The sequence below is a fragment of the Streptomyces sp. C10-9-1 genome, from assembly GCF_024497955.1.
Classification (GTDB): domain Bacteria; phylum Actinomycetota; class Actinomycetes; order Streptomycetales; family Streptomycetaceae; genus Streptomyces; species Streptomyces sanyensis.
In genome coordinates, this window is sequence record NZ_JANHKP010000002.1 from 200,361 (window position 1) to 218,855 (window position 18,495).

The 18,495-nt window shown below is 75.7% G+C and carries 20 protein-coding genes; 14 read left to right on the top strand and 6 right to left on the bottom strand.

What is annotated here, in order from left to right; genetic code table 11:
* Nucleotides 1-7: 7 nt before the first annotated feature.
* Nucleotides 8-775 (bottom strand): Crp/Fnr family transcriptional regulator, encoded by a 768-nt coding sequence (locus NPS70_RS03370; protein WP_256522412.1) that lies wholly within the window; start codon nucleotides 773-775, stop codon nucleotides 8-10.
* A gap of 206 nt (nucleotides 776-981) precedes the next feature.
* On the opposite strand from NPS70_RS03370, the gene NPS70_RS03375 reads away from it, so the two are divergent.
* The 3 genes from NPS70_RS03375 to NPS70_RS03385 all read left to right on the top strand — a co-directional run bounded on the left by NPS70_RS03375 (nucleotide 982) and on the right by NPS70_RS03385 (nucleotide 3,863).
* Nucleotides 982-1,983 carry an NAD(P)-dependent oxidoreductase gene (locus NPS70_RS03375; protein ID WP_256522413.1) on the top strand — a complete coding sequence of 334 codons (1,002 nt, stop codon included), beginning with the start codon at nucleotides 982-984 and terminating at the stop codon, nucleotides 1,981-1,983.
* 4 nt (nucleotides 1,984-1,987) lie between these two features.
* The gene (locus tag NPS70_RS03380; RefSeq protein WP_308314973.1) at nucleotides 1,988-3,103 is read left to right on the top strand and encodes a DegT/DnrJ/EryC1/StrS family aminotransferase; all 1,116 of its coding nucleotides are present in this window, start codon (nucleotides 1,988-1,990) and stop codon (nucleotides 3,101-3,103) included.
* 133 nt (nucleotides 3,104-3,236) lie between these two features.
* Nucleotides 3,237-3,863: a dTDP-4-dehydrorhamnose 3,5-epimerase family protein gene (locus tag NPS70_RS03385; RefSeq protein WP_256522414.1), complete on the top strand. Its 627-nt coding sequence runs from the start codon at nucleotides 3,237-3,239 to the stop codon at nucleotides 3,861-3,863.
* On the opposite strand, the gene NPS70_RS03390 is transcribed toward NPS70_RS03385, so the two are convergent.
* Nucleotides 3,847-5,046, bottom strand: coding sequence for a glycosyltransferase (locus NPS70_RS03390; protein WP_256522415.1), 1,200 nt, complete (start codon nucleotides 5,044-5,046; stop codon nucleotides 3,847-3,849). The genes NPS70_RS03385 and NPS70_RS03390 overlap by 17 nt on opposite strands.
* 155 nt (nucleotides 5,047-5,201) lie before the next feature.
* The gene (gene rfbA, locus NPS70_RS03395) at nucleotides 5,202-6,071 is read right to left on the bottom strand and encodes a glucose-1-phosphate thymidylyltransferase RfbA (RefSeq protein ID WP_256522416.1); all 870 of its coding nucleotides are present in this window, start codon (nucleotides 6,069-6,071) and stop codon (nucleotides 5,202-5,204) included.
* 179 nt (nucleotides 6,072-6,250) lie between these two features.
* Here rfbA and NPS70_RS03400 point away from each other — a divergent pair, with 179 nt between their 5' ends.
* The 6 genes from NPS70_RS03400 (at nucleotide 6,251) to NPS70_RS03425 (ending at nucleotide 11,483) form a co-directional block, all read left to right on the top strand.
* Nucleotides 6,251-7,273: a dTDP-glucose 4,6-dehydratase gene (locus NPS70_RS03400; RefSeq protein ID WP_256522417.1), complete on the top strand. Its 1,023-nt coding sequence runs from the start codon at nucleotides 6,251-6,253 to the stop codon at nucleotides 7,271-7,273.
* Complete coding sequence (locus tag NPS70_RS03405) at nucleotides 7,270-8,667, top strand: NDP-hexose 2,3-dehydratase family protein (protein ID WP_256522418.1); 1,398 nt, start codon at nucleotides 7,270-7,272, stop codon at nucleotides 8,665-8,667. Before NPS70_RS03400 ends, NPS70_RS03405 begins: the two co-directional genes overlap by 4 nt.
* 353 nt (nucleotides 8,668-9,020) lie before the next feature.
* Complete coding sequence (locus NPS70_RS03410; protein WP_256522419.1) at nucleotides 9,021-9,284, top strand: SHOCT domain-containing protein; 264 nt, start codon at nucleotides 9,021-9,023, stop codon at nucleotides 9,282-9,284.
* Nucleotides 9,281-9,919, top strand: coding sequence for a hypothetical protein (locus NPS70_RS03415; RefSeq protein ID WP_256522420.1), 639 nt, complete (start codon nucleotides 9,281-9,283; stop codon nucleotides 9,917-9,919). The genes NPS70_RS03410 and NPS70_RS03415 overlap by 4 nt, the downstream gene beginning before the upstream one ends.
* Nucleotides 9,920-9,988: 69 nt before the next feature.
* Entirely contained in the window at nucleotides 9,989-10,408 is a 420-nt protein-coding gene (locus tag NPS70_RS03420) for a hypothetical protein (RefSeq protein ID WP_256522422.1), read from the top strand.
* 169 nt (nucleotides 10,409-10,577) lie between these two features.
* Nucleotides 10,578-11,483: a F510_1955 family glycosylhydrolase gene (locus tag NPS70_RS03425; RefSeq protein ID WP_256522423.1), complete on the top strand. Its 906-nt coding sequence runs from the start codon at nucleotides 10,578-10,580 to the stop codon at nucleotides 11,481-11,483.
* Nucleotides 11,484-11,594: 111 nt separating this feature from the next.
* Here NPS70_RS03425 and NPS70_RS03430 read toward each other — a convergent pair whose 3' ends face one another.
* Complete coding sequence (locus NPS70_RS03430; protein WP_256522424.1) at nucleotides 11,595-12,335, bottom strand: hypothetical protein; 741 nt, start codon at nucleotides 12,333-12,335, stop codon at nucleotides 11,595-11,597.
* Nucleotides 12,336-12,421: 86 nt separating this feature from the next.
* Entirely contained in the window at nucleotides 12,422-12,796 is a 375-nt protein-coding gene (locus NPS70_RS03435; protein WP_256522425.1) for a hypothetical protein, read from the bottom strand.
* Between the two features lie 356 nt (nucleotides 12,797-13,152).
* Here NPS70_RS03435 and NPS70_RS03440 point away from each other — a divergent pair, with 356 nt between their 5' ends.
* Complete coding sequence (locus NPS70_RS03440) at nucleotides 13,153-13,572, top strand: hypothetical protein (RefSeq protein WP_256522426.1); 420 nt, start codon at nucleotides 13,153-13,155, stop codon at nucleotides 13,570-13,572.
* A 243-nt stretch (nucleotides 13,573-13,815) separates the two neighbouring features.
* Here NPS70_RS03440 and NPS70_RS03445 read toward each other — a convergent pair whose 3' ends face one another.
* On the bottom strand, nucleotides 13,816-14,043 hold the full coding sequence (locus NPS70_RS03445; protein ID WP_256522427.1) for a heavy-metal-associated domain-containing protein: 228 nt from the start codon (nucleotides 14,041-14,043) through the stop codon (nucleotides 13,816-13,818).
* 393 nt (nucleotides 14,044-14,436) lie between these two features.
* Between NPS70_RS03445 and NPS70_RS03450 the strand changes: the two genes are divergently transcribed.
* The 4 genes from NPS70_RS03450 to NPS70_RS03465 all read left to right on the top strand — a co-directional run bounded on the left by NPS70_RS03450 (nucleotide 14,437) and on the right by NPS70_RS03465 (nucleotide 18,481).
* Nucleotides 14,437-14,661 (top strand): hypothetical protein, encoded by a 225-nt coding sequence (locus tag NPS70_RS03450; RefSeq protein ID WP_256522428.1) that lies wholly within the window; start codon nucleotides 14,437-14,439, stop codon nucleotides 14,659-14,661.
* Nucleotides 14,661-17,048, top strand: coding sequence for a cation-translocating P-type ATPase (locus tag NPS70_RS03455; RefSeq protein WP_256522431.1), 2,388 nt, complete (start codon nucleotides 14,661-14,663; stop codon nucleotides 17,046-17,048). The genes NPS70_RS03450 and NPS70_RS03455 overlap by 1 nt, the downstream gene beginning before the upstream one ends.
* Nucleotides 17,045-17,647: a copper chaperone PCu(A)C gene (locus NPS70_RS03460; RefSeq protein ID WP_256522432.1), complete on the top strand. Its 603-nt coding sequence runs from the start codon at nucleotides 17,045-17,047 to the stop codon at nucleotides 17,645-17,647. The genes NPS70_RS03455 and NPS70_RS03460 overlap by 4 nt, the downstream gene beginning before the upstream one ends.
* Before the next feature lie 396 nt (nucleotides 17,648-18,043).
* A complete protein-coding gene (locus NPS70_RS03465) occupies nucleotides 18,044-18,481 on the top strand; it encodes an RNHCP domain-containing protein (RefSeq protein ID WP_256522433.1) in 438 nt (145 codons plus the stop codon).
* Nucleotides 18,482-18,495 lie beyond the last annotated feature (14 nt).

Consider the following 18,495-nt stretch of genomic DNA (forward strand, 5'->3'; position numbering starts at 1 on the left):
GCCCGGCTCAGGGCCCGTCGAGCGCCATGCGCTCCTCGACGAAGGAGGCAAGCCGGCTTACGGACCGGATGGTGATGTACCCGCGATTGCACGTGATGAGACCGGCCGCCCGCAGACGTTTGAGAAAAAAGCCGACGCGTGACCGTGTGGTGCCGATCATCTCGGCCAGTTCCTCCTGGGTGAGGCGGGCGGATATGACCACGCCCTGATGGTGCTCCTCCCCGAGGCGGCGGCTGAGCTGGAGAAGACGGGAAACAAGTCTCAGCTCACTTTCCATGGTCACCAGATCCGCGATGATGCGTTGCTGTTCCGAAAGTTTCCCAGCAAGGTGTAAGGTGAATGCTTCAAAAAGGTTCTCGGCCTGAAGCGTGGCGAAGAACAGGTCTTGGGAAATGCGTGTGAGCGTGGTATTGGACATTGCCACCGCGGTCTCGTCGCGGCAGGACCGAGCCAGGCACATCTCTCCGAAGAGGTCTCCCGGCATGGAGAGATCCAATAAGCAACGCTTCCCCGATGCGGTCATCGCAACCGTCTTGACCTGCCCGGTCTTCACGAGGTAGAGGTTCCGGTCAGGCTGGGTGCAGTTGTAGACATGCTGCCCCCGGGCGATCGAGACCGTGGGCAGGCTGCCATCCGACGCGGCGATTCGGTGCGCCACCCGGGTGGGAAAATCGCGCTCTTCCCCCGGAGCGCTCGCCGGAATTCCGGGTGCGGCGGGAGAATCATCTGTGCAGGGAATCGCGCCGGATCCGGCTCGGCGCACACTGGTGATCATGCGACATGCCCCCCCTGTCTCGGTTCGCTACTCGAGACGCGAATGCATGCTTTCGGACACTGTGGCAACTTGTCAATACTGTGACACTTCCGTGAACAATAAAGAGGACGTGACTGCCTGACCTGGTCCGGGTGGAGCAGAGGTACGGAGCCGGAAATGCTCAGAAGTCGTCAGTCTGGCGGCCCGCGGGTCTCTACGCTTCCCGCATGCTCTCCGCCAGCCCCGAGCGGGCCCGCCCGCTGATCGCCCTGCTGGGCGCCTCCGGCTTCGTCGGCTCCTGGGTCCTCCGGGAACTGTCGGCGCGTCCCGTACGGCTGCGGGCCGTGGCACGCCGCCCCGTCCGCATCCCGAGCGGTCCCGCCCACGTCGAGAGCCGGTCGCTGGACCTCACCGCGCCCGGGGCCGTCGCCGAGGCGGTCGCGGGCGCCGATGTGGTGATCAGCCTGGTCATCCACTCCGGCGGCTGGCGCGCCGCCGAGCACGATCCCGCCGCCCGCGCCGTCAACGAGGGCGTCATGGCCTCGGTCCTGGCGGCGCTGCGGGCCCGCCCCCGGGGCAGCGCGGCACCGGTGGTGATCTACGCCGGTGCCGCCTCGCAGCTCGGCGTTCCGCCCTGCGCACCGATCGACGGCGGCGAGCCCGACCACCCGGAAACCGCCTACGACCGGCAGAAGCTGGCCGCCGAACGGCTGCTGCTGGACGCCACCCGCGAAGGCGCCGTGCGCGGCACGGCCCTGCGTCTGCCCACGGTGTTCGGGGAGAGCGCCGCCCCCGGCGCCGACGACCGGGGCGTCGTCTCCTTCATGGCGCGGCGGGCCCTGGCGGGAGCGCGGCTCACCATGTGGCACGACGGCAGCGTGACCAGGGACCTCGTCCACGTCGAGGACGTCGCCCGGGCCTTCGCGGCCGCGATCGAGCACCCCGACGCACTCTCCGGAGCGCACTGGCCGCTCGGCGCCGGTCGAGGCGACCGCCTGGGCGACGTCTTCCGCACCCTCGCCCGGCTGGCCGCCGAGCACCGCGGCGGACCCCCGGTGCCGGTCGTCTCGGTGGAGCCCCCGGCCGGCGCCCCGGCCACCGACTTCCACGGCGTCACGATCGACTCCACCCGCTTCCGGACGGCCACCGGCTGGTCGCCGCGGATACCCCTGCCCGACGCCCTGGCGCGCACCGTCGCCGGGCACGCCACCGCAGAGAAAGGGCCGTGACGCCGTGACGGACGAGACCATCCGGGTATGGGACTACCTCGCCGAGTACGAGCGGGAACGCGAGGACCTCATGGGGGCCGTCGACACCGTCTTCCGCTCCGGCCGACTGGTCTTCGGGGACAGCATGCGCGCCTTCGAGGAGGAGTTCGCCGCCTATCACGACGTGCCCCACTGCGTCAGCGTCGACAACGGCACCAACGCCCTCAAGCTCGCCCTCCAGGCCCTGGGAGTCAAGCCGGGCGACGAGGTCATCACCGTCTCCAACACCGCCGCGCCCACCGTGGTGGCCATCGACGCGGTCGGCGCCGTCCCGGTCTTCGTGGACGTCGACCCGGACACCTACCTCATGGACACCGCCGCGGTGGAGGCGGCCGTCACCCCGCGCACCAGCTGCCTGCTGCCCGTCCACCTCTACGGCCAGTGCGTCGACCTGGCCCCGCTGGAGGCGCTGGCCGACGCCTACGGACTGCGGCTGCTGGAGGACTGCGCCCAGGCCCACGGCGCCCGCCGCCACGGCCGGATCGCCGGGTCCGCGGGCCATGCCGCCGCGTTCTCCTTCTACCCCACCAAGGTGCTGGGCGCCTACGGTGACGGCGGGGCCGTCCTCACCTCGGACCCGGAGGTGGCCGAACGGCTGCGCAGACTGCGCTACTACGGCATGGCCGAGCGCTACTACGTGGTGGAGACGCCCGGCCACAACTCCCGGCTGGACGAGGTCCAGGCCGAGATCCTGCGCCACAAGCTGCGCCGCCTCGACGGCTACATCGCCGCCCGGCGCGCCATCGCCGACCGCTACGCCGAGGGCCTGGCCGGCACCGGGCTCACGACGCCCCGCCTCGCGCCCGGGAACGACCACGTGTACTACCTCTACGTGGTCCGGCACCCCTGCCGCGACGACATCCTGCGTGCGCTGGCCGCTCGCGGCATCGAACTCAACGTGAGCTACCGCTGGCCGGTCCACACCATGAGCGGCTTCCGGCACCTGGGCCGCAAGCCGGGAACGCTCCCGGTCACCGAGGCGATGGCCGAGGAGATCTTCTCGCTGCCGATGTACCCCTCCCTCGGCGCCGCCGCCCAGGGGCGGGTGATCACCGCGCTGCGTGAGCTGCTGGCCGAGTAGCGGGGGCCACCGCGCTGCGCGGGCTGCCGGGCCGAGCGGGCGGCCGGCCGAGTACCGGTGGCCCGCGGCCGCCCCTCTCCGGGGCCCGCCGTCCTTCCCCGTCCGTTCCGAGTTCTCCCGTCATGGAGGTGCCATGGAGTCCCGTGAACTCGCCGTCGGCGGAGCCTGGGTGTTCCGTCCCACGGTGTATCCCGACGACCGGGGCCTGTTCGTCTCGCCGTACCAGGAGGCCGCCTTCGCCAAGGCCCTGGGGCACGGGCTCTTCCCCGTCGCCCAGACCAACCACAGCCGTTCGCGGCGGGGGGTGATCCGCGGAGTGCACTACACCACCACCCCGCCGGGCACCGCCAAGTACGTGTACTGCGCGCGCGGCAGGACCGTCGACTTCGTGGTGGACCTCCGGGTCGGCTCGCCCACCTTCGGCCGCTGGGACTCCGTACTGCTGGACCAGCGCACCTTCCAGGCCGTCTACCTGCCGGTCGGGGTCGGCCACGCCTTCGTCGCGCTCAGCGACGACACCGTGGTCTCCTACCTGCTCTCCGGCGCCTACGACCCCGCGCACGAGCAGTCCGTCTCCGTCCTCGACCCGGAGATCGGGCTGGAGTTCCCGGACGGCCTGGACCCGGTCCTGTCCGAACGGGACCGGGCCGCCGTGTCGCTGGCCGAGGCGCGGGCCACGGGCGCGCTGCCCGTGTACCGCGACTGCCTGCGCGTCGAGGAGACGTTGTTCGGCCCGGCGGGGCTCAGGCCGCGCCGCTGAGCTCCGCCAGCAGCGACACCGCCTCGTGGGGACCGGGAAGGGCGCGGAGCTCCTCGGTCAGCGGCTGGACCCGGGCCCGGTAGCCCGGGTCGTCCAGCACGTCGCGGACCGCCTCCCTCACCGCCGCGGCGGTGACCCGCTCCCGCTCCAGCACCCGGGCGATCCCGAGTTCGGCACAGCGCCGCGCGTTGTCCGGGTGGTCGCCCAGGAAGGGAGTGATCACCTGGGGCAGACCGGCGTCGACGGCCCCGACCACGGTGTTGAAGCCACCGTGGCTGAGCGCCGCCGCGCAGCGCGGCAGCAGCAGGCTCTGGGGGACGTACCGCTCCACCCGGATGTGCGGCGGCTGCGGCCCGAGTTCCGCGGGGTCGGCGTCCCGGTCGACCGTGGCCACCACCTGGACGGGCTCGTCGGCCAGGCCGGCCAGCACCTCTCGGAAGAGGTCCGGGAACGCTCCCGGCACCCAGCGGTTGGTGATGGTGCCGAAGGTGACGTAGACCAGGGGCCGGTCGCCGGGCAGCTCCTCGATCCAGCCGGGCAGCCGCTCGTCCGCCGTCCGGTCGAAGGGCATCGGCCGCAGCGCCCGGGCGGTCGCCGGCCGTTCGGTGCCGGGCCAGAGGTATCCGGGCGGCGCACAGCTCAGGGTCAGGTGGCGGTGGAGCATCGCCAGCCCGTCGTCCGGCGCCAGGCCCGCCTCGGACCGCGCCCGGGCCAGCTCGGCGGTGATCTGCTCGCGGAGCGGCTCCATGGCGTACAGCGGGGTGGTGTCCAGCGCCGCGTGCGGTATGCCGAGGCGCTCGGCGGCCACCGCGGCCCCCGCCTCGTAGCTGTCCCTCACCATGATGTCGGGCCGCCACCGCCCGGCGAGGGTGATCAGGTCGGGCGCCATCCGGCGGGTGCGCACGCCGTACAGCACACCGGCGACGGCGATCCGGTCCATCTCCACGCCGACGGGCGGCAGACCCCGGGCCGCCTCCTTCAGCCTGCGGAACTCCTCGTCCCCGTCCCCGTCCCTGCTCAGGCCCGCCGGGAACGCCCGGAAGCCCATCGCCTCGACGGCGGGCACCATCGAGGCGCCGGTGGCGAACGCCACCTCGTGCCCGGCCGCCACGGCGGCGTGGGCCAGCGGCACCAGGGGGTGCAGGTGCCCGGGGGCGGGGGTGGTCGTGAACAGCACGCGCATCGGGACTCCTCCGCGATCGGGAGCCTCCCTGTCTACCGCCGCACCCGTGCCCGGTACTGCTCACAACTGGCCACCGGGGGGCGGGCGCCGGTCCGTCCCGGCGGACGGGGCCCGCTCGAACCCCGCCCGTGCCGCGCGGTGTCCGGCCGGGCGGGTCAGCCGCCGTCCTGTAGCAGCGCGAGCAGATAGCGCCCGTAGCCGCTGGGCACCAGCGGTTCGGCCAGCGCGCGCAGTTGCCCGTCGTCGATGCGGCCGAGCCGCCACGCGACCTCCTCGGGGCAGCCGATCTTCAGCCCCTGGCGTTCCTCCACCACACGGACGTACTCGGAGGTGGCGGAGATGCCGCTCACCGTGCCGGCGTCCTGCCACACCACGCCCCGTTCCAGCACCGTGACCGCCAGCTGCCCCCGGCGCAGGTACGCGCGGTTCACCTCGGTGATCTCCACCTCTCCGCGCGGGCCGGGCCGCACACCGCGGGCGATCTCGGGGGCCTGGCCGTCGTAGAAGTACAGGCCCGGCACCGCGTACCGGGAGCGCGGACGCGCGGGCTTCTCCTCCAGCGACAGCACACGGCCGTCGGCATCGAACTCCACGACCCCGTAGCCCCGCGGATCGGCCACCCGGTGGGCGAAGATCCTGGCCCCGGCGGGCGAGGTGTGGGCCCGCAGCTGCTCGCCGAGACCGGTGCCGTGGAAGACGTTGTCCCCCAGCGCGAGGGCCACCGGCCCGCCGCCGATGAACGACTCGCCGATGACGAGGGCCTGGGCGATGCCCTCGGGTGCCGGCTGCACGGCGTACTCGACGCGTATCCCCAGTCCGGACCCGTCGCCGAGGAGCCGGCGGAACTGCGCCAGCGCATCGGGCGAGGTGATGATCAGGAAGTCCTGGATGCCCGCCATCATCAGCGTGCTGAGCGGGTAGTACACCATCGGCTTGTCGTGGATCGGCAGTAGTTGCTTGCACACCGCGCGGGTGAGCGGCCACAGCCGGCTTCCGCTCCCGCCGGCCAGGATGATGCCGCGCATCGGCTCCGAGCCTCCCCTCGCGGCGCCGTCGGCCGCCCGGTCGGCCGCGGCGCCTCCCGCCCGGATCCTCGCAGCCGCCGCCGGGCCGGCCTGCTCAGTTTTGAGCAGGTCCGGAGCCCGGGAGCCCCGTAGCCTCGCGGACGGCCGGGCGGCGTTCGCCCGGCGGGCGAGGAGCGCGGATGAGGCTGCTGGTGACGGGCGGCGCCGGTTTCATCGGGTCGCACTTTCTCCGTCTGCTGCTGCCGGGAGCGGGACGGCCCGGCCCGGAGGAGCCGGGCGGGTTCCGCGTCACGGTGCTCGACAAGCTGGGCCACGGGAGCAGCGAGGACGCCCTGCGCGCCACGGAGCGGCTGCCCGGCTTCCGCTTCGTCCGGGGAGCGGTGGAGGACGCCGCGCTGGTGGACCGGTTGATGCCCGGCCACGACGCGGTCGTGCACCTCGCCGCCGAGTCGCATGTGGACCGCTCGATCGAGGGCGCCGTGCCCTTCGCCGTGACCAGCGCCGTCGGCACCCAGGTGCTGCTGGACGCCGCCCGCCGGCACGGCGTGGGCCGGTTCCTGCAGGTGTCCACGGACGAGGTGTACGGGTCCGTCGCCGAGGGAGCGTGGACCGAGGAGCAGCCCCTCGCGCCGCGCTCGCCCTACGCCGCGGCGAAGGCGGCCGGCGATCTGCTGGCACTGGCCTGCCACGTCACGCACGGACTGGACGTGGTGATCACCCGGGGGTCCAACACCTACGGTCCGCGCCAGTACCCGGAGAAGATCATCCCGCTCTTCGCCACCCGGCTGCTCGACGGCCTGCCCGTGCCGCTCTACGGCGACGGGCAGCACGTCCGGGACTGGCTGCACGTGGAGGACCACTGCCGCGGCATCCTCGCGGCGCTCACCTCGGGGCGCTCCGGCGAGGTCTACCACCTGGGCGGCGGCTGCGAGATGACCAACCGGGAGCTGACCGGCAGGATCCTGCGGGAGTACGGCGCCGGGTGGGAGAGCGTACGGCGGCACCCCGACCGCAAGGCCCACGACCGGAGGTACGCGCTGAGCTGCGCCAAGGCGGAAGCCGAGCTGGGCTGGCGGCCGCGGGTACCCTTCGCGCGCGGGCTGCGGGACACGCTCCGCTGGTACCGGGAGAACCGCGACTGGTGGGAGCCGCTGGCCGAGGCCGCCGACGCCTCCCGTACCGCCGGGCGGGCGTCCTCGTGACCGGGGACCGGGAGGCCGCCTCCGTCGCGACCACGGCGCGGCTGATGCGGTCCGCCGCCGCCGGGGACAGCGCCCGCTTCCCGCTCGCGGCCTTCCGGGAGCGGCTCCGGGCCCACGGGCACCGCGGCTTCTCCGTGGAGCGCGTGCCCTTCGCCGAGCTGGACCAGTGGTACGCGGAGCCCGGTACCGGGAACCTGCGCCACCGCACCGGACGGTTCTTCACCGTGGAGGGACTGCGCCGCACCGCCTGGGGGGACCCGGGGCCCGGCGCCGTGCAGCCGGTGATGGTGCAGCCCGAGATAGGCGTCCTGGGCATCGTCGTCAAGGAGTTCGACGGTGTCCTGCACCTGCTGCTCCAGGCCAAGGCGGAGCCCGGCAACGTCCCCGCGGTGCAGCTGTCGCCGACCGTGCAGGCGACCCGCAGCAACTTCACCCGCTCGCACGGCGGTTCCGCCGTGCGGTTCCTTGAGTACTTCACCTCTCCGGCGCGCGGCCGGGTGCTGGCCGACGTCCTGCAGTCCGAGCACGGCGAGTACTTCCTGCACAAGCGGAACCGCCACATACTGGTGGAGACCCGGGAGGAGGTGCCGGAGCACCCGGACTTCCACTGGCTCACCCTGGGCCAGCTCTACCGGCTGCTGCACGAGGACCGCCTGGTCAACATGGACACGCGCAGCGTGCTCGCCTGCGCCCCGCCGGCTCCGGCGCCCGGGCCCTGGGCGGACCGGGACGGCGGCGGTGCACGGCACTCGCCCGGCGGCACGTCCCGGCCGCGCCACACCATCGAGGAGGTCGTCCGCTGGCTGACGGGGGCCCGTGCCGGCCAGTCGCACGTCTCCCGTCCGGTGCCCCTGGCGGAGGTGGAGGAGTCCGGCTGGCGGCGGGGCCCCGAGGAGATCTCCCGGGACGGCGGGCCCTTCCGGGTCGTGGCGGTCCGGGTGGGGACGGCCGGCCGTGAGGTGGGGTCCTGGTGCCAGCCCCTGGTGCACCCGCGGGGGGCCGGGGTGAGCGCCTTCGGCGCCACCCGCTTCCACGGGGTCCTGCACGTGCTGGCGCAGGCGAAGGAGGAGCCGGGCCTGATCACGGGACCCGAGGTCGCCCCCACCGTCCAGTGCCTCCCCGGGGAGTCCGCGCCCTTCGCCGCCCGTCTGCTGTCGGCGCCCGCCGAGCGGATCCGCTTCGACACGGTCCTCGCCGAGGAGGGCGGGCGCTTCCTGGCGGCCGACAACCGCTACCTCGTGGTCGAGGACGACACCCTGCCCGCCACCCCGCCGCCCGGGTACCACTGGCTGACCCTGGGGCAGCTGGCCCGCCTCACCGCCTGGGGCCACCATGTCTCCGTCCAGGCGCGCACCCTGCTGGTCTGCGCCCTGGCCGCCGGCGCGGACGCGTAGCGGCCGCCGCCTCCGGTCGTCGTCGCGGCAGCCGACCCGGCCGCCCGCTCCGAGCAGGGCGCCGCCGCTCCCCGCCCCCCGGCGCCGGAATCCGTCAGGGCGTCCGGAAGCCGCGGTGCACGACCGAGGCCCTCGCCGCCGGGGAGCACCGGCCCCGCGGACGGGACCGCCGGGCCGGACCGCGGCAGCCCCGGACCGGTGCCGGGCCGTCGCCGGGGCCGGGCCTCCGGCGCCGCCCCCGTGCCGGGGCCGGGGAGGCGTTCGGCCCCGGCGACGGGCCGAACGGCCCATCACGGTCCTCCGCAGCGGGGCACACACTGGGAGGCGGGCCCTTACAGGGAGGTGAGCCGGTGATGTACTGGCACGACGACGGCGGCTGGGCCTGGATGGCCTTCATGCCGCTGCTGTGGATACTGCTCATCGGCCTCGTGGTGTGGGCGGTGGTCCGCCTCACCCAGCACTCCTCGTCCCGCGCCGCCGGGCCGGATCGCGACGGGCCGCGGCCCGAGACTCCCGAGGACATCCTCGACCGGCGCTTCGCCACCGGCGAGATCGACGGCGACGCGTACTCCGCGGCCCGCAGGAAGCTCGCCGAGCACCGCCCGAGACCCCGATGACCAGCGTGCTGCGCGGTCGGGTGGTGCCGCTGGCGGTCCTGTTCGTCGCGGTGCCGGCACTGGTCGCGTCGTTGGTGTGGGCGGTCGGCGGTGACGCCCGGCGGTCGGAGCCCCCACCGCCGGCGGGCGCGGTCTCCGGGCTCGGCCCGGTGCACGATCTCGCCGGCGCCGAAGCCGCGGCCGAGCGGTTCGCCGACCGCTGGGACCTGCATGTCGGGGAGGTCATGAGGTTCACCGACGGCTACTACGCCCAGCTCGTCGACGCGAAGGGGAAGGGGGCCACGGAGGTGCTCGTCGAGCCGGGGAGCGGCACCGTCCACCCGGAGTTCGGCCCGGCGATGAGCTGGAACACCGAGTACGGCATGATGCCCCGGCGCGTCGAGCCGGGCGCGACGACGCTGGGACCCGGTCAGGCCGTGCGGATCGCCGACCGGTGGCTCCGTGAGCACCGGCCCGCGCTGCGAGCCGCCGACCCCGTGGAGTTCCCCGGCTACTACACGCTGCACACCCTGCGCGGTGACCGGATCGAGGGCATGCTGTCGGTGAACTCGGTCAGCGGCCGGGTGTGGTACCACACCTGGCACGGCCGCTTCCTGGAACTCAGCGGCCATTCCCCCGCCCCCGGGGCGCCGTGACGGCGTGACCCGGGCCTCCTCCCGCCCCCGCGACGGCACCGTGACGCCCGCCCGGCTACCCTCGGCGCCATGCTGAAGGCCCGGCCGCACTCCCGGACGCACCGCTCCCGCCCCACGGCGGGCGCGCTGCGTCCGCTGTGGCTCGCGGCCGTGCTGCTCGCCTTCCTGTGCGCGCACGGAATGGGCGTTCCCGACGGTGGCCGGTACCCGGTGCCGGAGGACCGGACCGTGGCGGGCGGCGCTGCCGCCGGCCCCGTCCACGGTGCTCCGGCGGAGGAGCGGGACGGCCACGGCCCGGCGCACGACGCGCCGGACTGCGTGCCGGTCCAGCCCTCGCCCGCCCCCGCCCCGCACGTCCCGGGCGGATGCCTGCCCGCCTACGGCGAGGTCCTGCCCGGGCCCGCGGCCGACGCCGCCGCGGGTGGTGCCGCCGTGGTCGCCCCCAAGCCGCCGGGCACCGTGATGAAGGGCGTCGTCCTGAGGATCTAGAAGGGCCGCACCGCCTTCGGCGGTGGTCGCAGGTTCCGCCGGTGCGCCGTGCCGCCCCGGCCTCCGGGCGCGTGCTCCGCCCCCGGCCGGGCTGGCGGTGCCGCCCGCGCCGCGGCCCGCCCGGCCACCGTGATCCCTCATCGAACACGACCACGTCAGGACGACGACCATGAACGCAGCGACCCGTACACGGGCCGTCACCACCGCAGCCCTTCTCGCACTCACGCTGTCCGCGTGCTCCGCCGCGACCGGCGGCACCGACACCGGCCGCACCGGCGGCGCCGACCCGGGCGCGGCCGCCGGTGCGCGCACCCCGCAGATCAGGCACGTCCACGCACTGGGCGTCGACCCGGCGGACCAGCGGCTCTACGCGGCCACCCACGACGGCATCTTCACCCCCGGCAGGGGAGGGGCGCCGGAACGGGTCGGTGACAGCGCGGACGACTTCATGGGGTTCACGGTCGCCGGGCCGAAGAGGTTCCTGGCCAGCGGGCACCCGGCCCCCGGCTCCGGCGGCCCGGCCCATCACGGGCTGATCGAGAGCAGGGACGCGGGACGGACCTGGAAGCCCCTCTCCCTGCGGGGCGAAGCCGACTTCCACGCCCTCGAACACGTCGACGGCACGCTCTACGGCTACGACAGCACCGGTGCCCGGCTGCGTGTCAGCGAGGACGGTGCCGCCTGGGACGACCGCGCCCGGTTGCAGGCCCTGGACATCGCCGTCCACCCGGGTGCCCCGGACACCGTCCTGGCCACCACTGCGGACGGCATCGCCAGGAGTACCGACGGCGGCCGGACCTTCGCCGCCGGGGGAGAGCCGGTCATGGCCTTCCTGTCCTGGGCGGTGCCCGGTGCCCTGTACGGGCTCGACGGCTCCGGCGGGCTGCACCGCAGCACCGACGCCGGGGCCACCTGGGAGAAGGCGGGAACGGTCCCGGGCGGCCGGCCCCAGGCGCTGACGGCCGTCGACGCCGAGCGCGTCCTCGCCGCCACCGGGGACGGCGTCTACGAGTCGGCCGACGGTGGCAGGTCCTTCACCAAGCGCCTCGACGTGGGCGGCGGCGACGGCCACTGACGCGTCCCGTCCGTCCCGCCGCCGACCGCGGGCCCGGCGGCCCCCGGTCCGTACGGCCGACCGGCCCGGGCCGGGAGGGCGGTGTCCCGTCCCTCCCGGCCCGGGCGGGGGTCAGTGCCCGTGCGGCTCGTCGTCGTGGCCCTGCCCGCCGTCCGTCGCCTCTCCGGCCGGTGCGTCCCCGTCCCGCGGAGCGGGTGTCGCCGACGCGGGGGCCCCGTCCTGCGCCGAGCCGTCGCCCGGGGCCCGGGACGGGTGTCCGTCCGGCTGCTCGGGGCCGTCGCCGTGCCCGTCCTCCTCGCCGTGACCGTGCGGGGTGCTGCCGTCCGCCGGGCCGTGGCCGTGGCTGTGGCTCAGGGCGCTCTGCACCGCGGGCACCGTCAGCCCCGTGACGAGGGCCCCGGCGGCACCGGCCAGCGCCACCGCCCTGAACGGGGAGGCGAAGCCGCGGGAGGCGCTTCTCCGCAGGCCGAACGCGGCGACGAGGACGACCACCGCCTCGAAGGCGACGGTCGCCGCGTCGGCCCCGGTGACCTCCTCGGGGACGCCGGCACCGGGGCCTACGGGCATGCCCGCGGTCCGGCTGAGCGCCCAGACGGCCACGACGCCCGCGTTGGCGACCAGTCCGGCGGCCATGAGGGCGGGTCGGGGGAAGCGCAGCACGGCGACCGCCCAGAGTGCCTGGAAGGCGCCGACCGCGTAGAAGAACACGCCCGCCGCCCACCACTCGGCGAAGTGGTCGGGGGCCGCCGCGACGTGGACGGCGGCGGCGCCGAGCGAGGCGAACGACGCGATGACGGTCCCCGCTCCCGGGTCCGCCGCGCCCCGTGTTTCCTTTCTGCCACGTGCTCCCATGAGTGATGTGCGTCCTTTCCGTGTGAGGAGATTGCGAACCCGGGTCCGCCCGCCTCGGCACCAGCGGCGGCGGGCGGCGGTCTCTCCTAGATGCGCAACACGGACAGGACGATCAAGGACGGTTCCGGAGGCGACCGGGACGGCGCGGCTCCGCCGAGCGGCAGGAGGACGGGGGGCTCGGTGCCCCGGGGGCACACCGGGACACCGGCGGCCGGACCCGAGGAGCCCGGTGCGCCGCCCGTGACGATGTCGCAGGCGGGGCCGGCGTGCCCGTCGCCGTGCGCCTGGCCGTGGGGCTCCGTCGCGTCCCCGGGCCAGGCGGAGGGCGCTCCGGCCGCCGGTACGGGAGACAGCGGCGGATGGTGGGCGACGTGCGTGGCCGCCCCCGCGAAGCCGTGCCCCAGGGCGACCGCGCACAGGCAGAGCAGCACCAGGCGGTGGACCGTCGCGCGCCCGAGCATCCGCGGTGACTCCCTTTGCCTCTCGCTGCCGGTGGGTCACCGTACAGCCCGCGCATCACGGAGGGGCAACGCGGACGGGGCGAGTGCCGAAGCCGCGGCCCGGTCACCGGGGCCGGTGCCGCGTCGGGCGGTGCGCGCTCACACCCACCGCCGCCTCCCGCACCGCGCACGGGCAGGCTCCGGTGCGGACGCCGCGCCGGGGCGTGCCCTCAGGACGGACACGGGGCGGCCGCAGGCCGCGGAGGCTCCACGGCGCGGCCGCCCGTGAGGCCCGGCGCCGCCTTCTCCCCGGAGCCGTACCGCCGGCCCACCGCGCCGTGCCACACTGCCGTCCGTGACCTTCTGCCGAAAGGGCCATGCCGCGTAGGCGCCCCAAGGACCTCCGCCACGAGCGGTGGAGGCCGCGCGGCCACGTCGCGGTACGCCGTGTCCCGCATGTCTCCGCCCGGACCAGGGCGGCCGTCCGCCGGGTCGAGGAGCAGCGCCTGAGACCGGGTCTCGTCGCCGAGGCCCTGGACCGGTTCGCGGCGGCCTTCAGCCGGTCGGGGCGCTACCTGGACGCCTCGGAGGTGTGGCAACCGGGACTGGAGATCGAGGACGCCCGGGACGACCTGGACGACGTCATGCGCCACCTCCCCGAGGGGGCCAGGGCCGACCTCGGCCGGCTGGTCGCGCGCATCGACGCCGAGTTCGAGCGCCGCACCCTCCCGGATCCCGGCCGGGTGCCCGTGCCGACGGCGGGCCGCTGGTGGTGGTGGCGCCTGCGGGAGCGGTAGCCGTGGTCGCCCCCTCGCCCCCTCGCCCCCTCGCACCCCGCCGGGCGGTGGCCCGCGGCGGGTACGGTCGGGCCCGTTGCTCCGGCGCGGCGGGTACGGGACGGCCGGCGCCCTCGGATGCGGGCGGCCGGCGCTCGGGGCGCGCCGGCGGTCGGGGGACGCCGCGGGACGGGTGCGTGCCCGCGCCGGTGACGCGTCGTTGCCGCGCCGGACCGGCAGCAGGGCGGACGCCGCCGGGCCTGCTCAGCCCGCGGCCGGGAGGGCCGCCCGGTCGGCGACCCCGTAGCCCGCCTCGGTGATGGCCCTCCGCAGGGCGGTGTCGTCCAGCTCCGTGCCGCGCACGAGCACGGATCCACCGGCCAGTTCGACCTCCACGGCCGTCACCCCCGCCACGTCCGACAACTCCTCGGTGATCGAGGCGACGCAGTGGCCGCAGCTCATGCCGGTGACCGTGTAGTGCCGTTCGTTCATGCTCCGCTCCTCGTGTCGGCGGCCGCCTGCTCGCCGCGCTCTCCGCTCGGGCTGCCCTCTCGGTACGGACGGCGGGAGGGCGGTGTTCAGCAGTGCCGCTGATCCGGGTCCGCGATCCGGGTCCGGTGGTCCGCCTGCCGCACCAGGAGTCGGGGCGGGGGGCCGGGGCGATCCCGCTGTCACCCGGAAGGGCGAAGGGCGCAGTCCTCCCCGCACCGGGCCCGCCCCGGGACGCGGGCCGGGGCGGCACCGCGGCACGCGCTGTGACGTACGCCACGTCGTCGCGCGGAAACCGGAGGGTGCCCGGCTGCGACTCCTGGTCCGCCGCATCCGTCGTCCCGCGCACACGCCCGTCGTCCCGCGCACCGCACCGAGACCGTGGAGGCCCGCTCCGTGGAACAGACGCCATCCCCCCGAGACCGGACGGCACTCCTCCGGTACCTGCCGCCTCCGGCGGTCTGCGGATTCGTCCTGCTCCTCGTGCTGGTCTTCGCCGGGGCGTACGGTGCGGGCGCCGTCATGGGACCGGTGGCCCCGGGGCTGGTCGGGCCCGCCGCCACCGGTGACGGAGGCGGCGGGGACGACGGAGCGGACACCGGCCATACGGGAGGGCACTGATGACCGCCGCAGCGTCCACGGAGGCCGTGACCGACCTCAGCGTCGGGGGCATGACCTGCGCCGCCTGCGTCCGCCGGGTGGAGCGCAGGCTCGCCCGGCTCGACGGCGTCACGGCCGTGGTCAACCTGGCGACGGAGCGGGCCCGGGTGACCCACCCCCGGGACGTCGGCCCCGAGGCACTCGTCGCGGCCGTCGAGTCCGCCGGCTACACCGCCCGGGCGCTCGTCCCCGAGCACACCGAGCGGGCACCGGAGGCAGGGGCCGGGGAGGACCGCCGGGGTGAGGGAGGCGGCGCGGCTGAGGGAGACCCGGACGGCGGCGACGCCGCCGCGGAGCGCCGGCGGCTCCTGGTCACCGCCCTGCTGTCGGCACCGGTGCTGGTGCTGTCCATGGTGCCCGCCCTGCAGTTCCGGAACTGGCAGTGGCTGTGCTTCACCCTGGCCGCTCCGGTGGCCTTCTGGGGCGCCTGGCCCTTCCATCTGCGGGCCCTGCGCGGACTGCGGCACTCCGCGGCGACCATGGACACCCTGGTCTCCCTCGGGGTGGCGGCCTCCTTCGGCTGGTCCGCCTACGCCCTGTTCCTGGGCGGTGCGGGCGATCCGGACATGCGGATGCCGTTCACCCTGGTCCCGGCCGCCGACGACGGCATGGCGCACGTGTACCTGGAAGCGGCCGTCGGCGTACCGCTGTTCGTCCTGGTGGGGAGGTTCCTGGAGGCCCGCGCCCGGCGCGGCACGGGAGCCGCGCTGCGCTCGCTCGCCCGGCTCGCGGTGAAGGACGTCACCGTCCGCCGCGGGGAGGCGGAGGTCCTGCTGCCGGTGGAGCGGCTGCGGACCGGCGACCTGTTCACCGTGCGGCCCGGCGAGCGGGTCGCCGCCGACGGGGAGGTGGCCGAGGGGAGTTCGGCCGTGGACCTCTCCCTGGTGACCGGCGAGTCGGACCCCGTCGAGGTCTCCCCCGGCAGCCCGGTGACCGGCGGAGCCGTCAACGTGGGGGGCCTGCTGCTCGTCCGCGCCACCGCGGTCGGGTCCGACACCCGCCTGGCGCGCATCACGCAGCTGGTCACCGAGGCCCAGGCGGGCAAGGCGCGCGCCCAGCGGCTGGCCGACGCGGTGGCGGGGCACTTCGTCCCCGCGGTCCTCGCCGTCGCGGTCACGGTGCTCGGCTTCTGGCTCGGTGCGGGCGCCGACGCCCAGTCCGCGGTCACCGCGGCCGTGGCCGTGCTGGTGGTCGCCTGCCCGTGCGCCCTCGGCCTGGCCACGCCCACGGCGCTCATGGCGGCCACGGGACGCGGCGCCGGGCTCGGGGTGCTCGTCAGCGGCCCGCAGGCGCTGGAAGGGCTCCGGCACGTCGACACCGTGGTCCTCGACAAGACGGGCACCCTCACCTCGGGGCGGATGAGCGTCGGGAGGGTCGCGGACGTGCCCGGGGGGCTCGGCGCCCGCGAGGCCCTGCGGCTGGCGGGCGCCGTCGAGGCGGGCTCGGAGCATCCCCTCGGGCGGGCCATCGCCGCGCATGCCCGCAGGGCCGCCGGGGACGGCGGGCTCCCGCCGGTGCACGACTTCCGCGCGCGGACGGGCCTGGGCGTCAGCGGCCGCGTCGAAGGACGGACGGTGGAGGTCGTCGCGCCGGACCCGGCCCGCGGTCTCGCGGAGGGGTCCGGCCCGACGGGGGCGGAGGGGCTGCCGGCCCCGCTGGCGATCGCGCTGGGGCGGGCCGAGGAGGCGTCGCGCACCGCGGTGCTCGTCCGGGTGGACGGCATCCCGGAGGCGCTCGTCGAGGTGGCCGACCTGGTCCGCCCCGACAGCTACCGGGCCGTCGACCGGCTGCGGCGCCTCGGCGTCCGGCCGGTCCTGGCCACCGGGGACCGGGCGCCGGTCGCCCAGGCCGTCGCCCGCGACCTCGGGATCTCCGAGGTCCATGCCCGCTGCTCGCCCGAGGACAAGGCCGAGCTGGTGGCCCGGCTCCGGGCCGAGGGGCGCCGCGTCGCGGTCGTCGGCGACGGGGTCAACGACGCCGCGGCCCTCGCGGGGGCGGACCTCGGCATCGCGATGGGCACCGGGACCGACGTCGCGATCGGGGCGGCGGACGTGACCCTGGTGCGGGGGGACGTCGACGCGCTGGCCGACGCGGTGCTGCTGGCGCGCCGCACCCTGGGCACCATCCGCGCCAACCTGGTCTGGGCCTTCGGCTACAACGCGGTCACCATGCCGCTGGCCATGGTGGGTCTGCTCAACCCGATGGTGGCGGCGGTCGCGATGTCCGCCAGCTCGGTGCTGGTGGTGGCGAACAGCCTGCGGCTGCGGACCTGGCGGCCGGACGGGGGGCGTCCGTCCGGGGCGCGGCACCCCGGGCTCCGCCTCCCGGGCGCGGGGGGTGCGCGATGAGCCGCGCGGGACGGGACGGGACGGCGGACCCGGTGGCGGCGGCGGAGTCCGGCGGCGGGCGGCCGGCGGCGTCCGGCCCCTGGTGGCCGGACGCCAGGCGCCTGGCGGACGCCCTGCGCACGGCGGCGGTGACGGTGCTGGCCGCCGCGGTGGCGGCCTGCGGGCTCATCGTCTGGGCGGGTTCGGGCAGGGCGGGTACCCCGGCGAGGATCGAGGTCGGCCAGGGCCGGGTCCTCCAGCCGGCGGTGCCCGGGCGGACCACCAGCGCCTACTTCCGCATCGTCAACAGCGGCGGTTCCCCGGACCGCCTCCGCAAGGTGACGTGGTCGGAGCGCGGCACCCCCGCGGAGCTGACGCAGCACCGGATGACCGCGGAAGGCGGGGGGTACCGGGAGCGAGCGGACTCGTTCACCGTTCCGGCCGGGGCGGAGTTCGGCATGTCCCGCTTCGGCCCGGCCGTCGCCGTGACGGGCTCCGGGGACTGGCGCCCCGGCGACCGGATCGCGTTCACCCTTGAGTTCGAGCGGAGCGGACCGGTCACCGTCGAGGCGGTCGTCACGCCCCTGGCGGAGGGCGGGGAGGACCCGGCCGGGGAGTGACCCCGGCGCCCGGGGCGGGGACCCGGCCGGGAAGCGGCCCCGGCGCCCGGGGCGGGCCGTTCGGGCAGGCGGAAAACCACTGGAGCCGGGCGAGGGGGCCTGGCTACCGTGGGCCTGTCACCCCGTCGTCGCACCGGGCCCGTCGGCCCTGGAAGGCTGTGTTCATGCCCCGCACCGTGCCGAGCGCGCCTCACCGCACCGCGTTCTAGGCCGTACCGTCCCGAAGCCGCCGCGCCGCCGCACCCGTGCGGCGACGACCGGTCGGCTGTCCGGTGCCCCGCCGCCCGCAGGCATCCCCGCCCGATCCCGGGCGCGGCTGTGCCACGGTGCGTTCCCCGAGGACCCGCTCGGCCTGCTCTTGCTGTCATCGTCTCGTCTCAGCAAGGAGCACCCCGGGTGTCCACCCGTCACAGCCCCACCCCAGACGCTCACCGCAGCGCCTCCGACTCCGACCCGCACATCCCCGGCTCCCCCGGGGTCCCGCTCACGCCGGACCCGCCGCAGGGGGACGCCTTCGACTGCGCATGGTGCGGTGCCACCGCATCCGCCGTCGATTCCCGGGGCGCCCGCCGCATGCACTGCCCGTCCTGCCTGAGCGCCCCTCACCTGGCCCGCGGTGCGGGGGGAACCGGCCGCTGCCGGGGCCGGACGGCCCCGATCGCCGTCGCCGTCCCGGACTCCGGCGAGCCGATCGCCGTCCACCGCTGCCTGCGCTGCGACGCGCTCGCCTCCCACCCCGTCCACCCGGACGACAACCGGCTCGTGCTCCTGCGCACCGCGGTGCGGCCGCTGGCCGATCCGCCGTTCCCGCTCGAAGTGCTGGGGCGGCTGTGAGCCGGCGGAACGGG

Bases quoted from the DNA above. Each gene is read 5' to 3' on its own strand.
- NPS70_RS03370 (WP_256522412.1), bottom strand. From the start codon at position 775: ATGATCACCAGTGTGCGCCGAGCCGGATCCGGCGCGATTCCCTGCACA.
- NPS70_RS03375 (WP_256522413.1), top strand. From the start codon at position 982: ATGCTCTCCGCCAGCCCCGAGCGGGCCCGCCCGCTGATCGCCCTGCTG.
- NPS70_RS03385 (WP_256522414.1), top strand. From the start codon at position 3,237: ATGGAGTCCCGTGAACTCGCCGTCGGCGGAGCCTGGGTGTTCCGTCCC.
- NPS70_RS03390 (WP_256522415.1), bottom strand. From the start codon at position 5,046: ATGCGCGTGCTGTTCACGACCACCCCCGCCCCCGGGCACCTGCACCCC.
- rfbA (WP_256522416.1), bottom strand. From the start codon at position 6,071: ATGCGCGGCATCATCCTGGCCGGCGGGAGCGGAAGCCGGCTGTGGCCG.
- NPS70_RS03400 (WP_256522417.1), top strand. From the start codon at position 6,251: ATGAGGCTGCTGGTGACGGGCGGCGCCGGTTTCATCGGGTCGCACTTT.
- NPS70_RS03410 (WP_256522419.1), top strand. From the start codon at position 9,021: ATGTACTGGCACGACGACGGCGGCTGGGCCTGGATGGCCTTCATGCCG.
- NPS70_RS03415 (WP_256522420.1), top strand. From the start codon at position 9,281: ATGACCAGCGTGCTGCGCGGTCGGGTGGTGCCGCTGGCGGTCCTGTTC.
- NPS70_RS03420 (WP_256522422.1), top strand. From the start codon at position 9,989: ATGCTGAAGGCCCGGCCGCACTCCCGGACGCACCGCTCCCGCCCCACG.
- NPS70_RS03425 (WP_256522423.1), top strand. From the start codon at position 10,578: ATGAACGCAGCGACCCGTACACGGGCCGTCACCACCGCAGCCCTTCTC.
- NPS70_RS03430 (WP_256522424.1), bottom strand. From the start codon at position 12,335: ATGGGAGCACGTGGCAGAAAGGAAACACGGGGCGCGGCGGACCCGGGA.
- NPS70_RS03435 (WP_256522425.1), bottom strand. From the start codon at position 12,796: ATGCTCGGGCGCGCGACGGTCCACCGCCTGGTGCTGCTCTGCCTGTGC.
- NPS70_RS03440 (WP_256522426.1), top strand. From the start codon at position 13,153: ATGCCGCGTAGGCGCCCCAAGGACCTCCGCCACGAGCGGTGGAGGCCG.
- NPS70_RS03445 (WP_256522427.1), bottom strand. From the start codon at position 14,043: ATGAACGAACGGCACTACACGGTCACCGGCATGAGCTGCGGCCACTGC.
- NPS70_RS03455 (WP_256522431.1), top strand. From the start codon at position 14,661: ATGACCGCCGCAGCGTCCACGGAGGCCGTGACCGACCTCAGCGTCGGG.
- NPS70_RS03460 (WP_256522432.1), top strand. From the start codon at position 17,045: ATGAGCCGCGCGGGACGGGACGGGACGGCGGACCCGGTGGCGGCGGCG.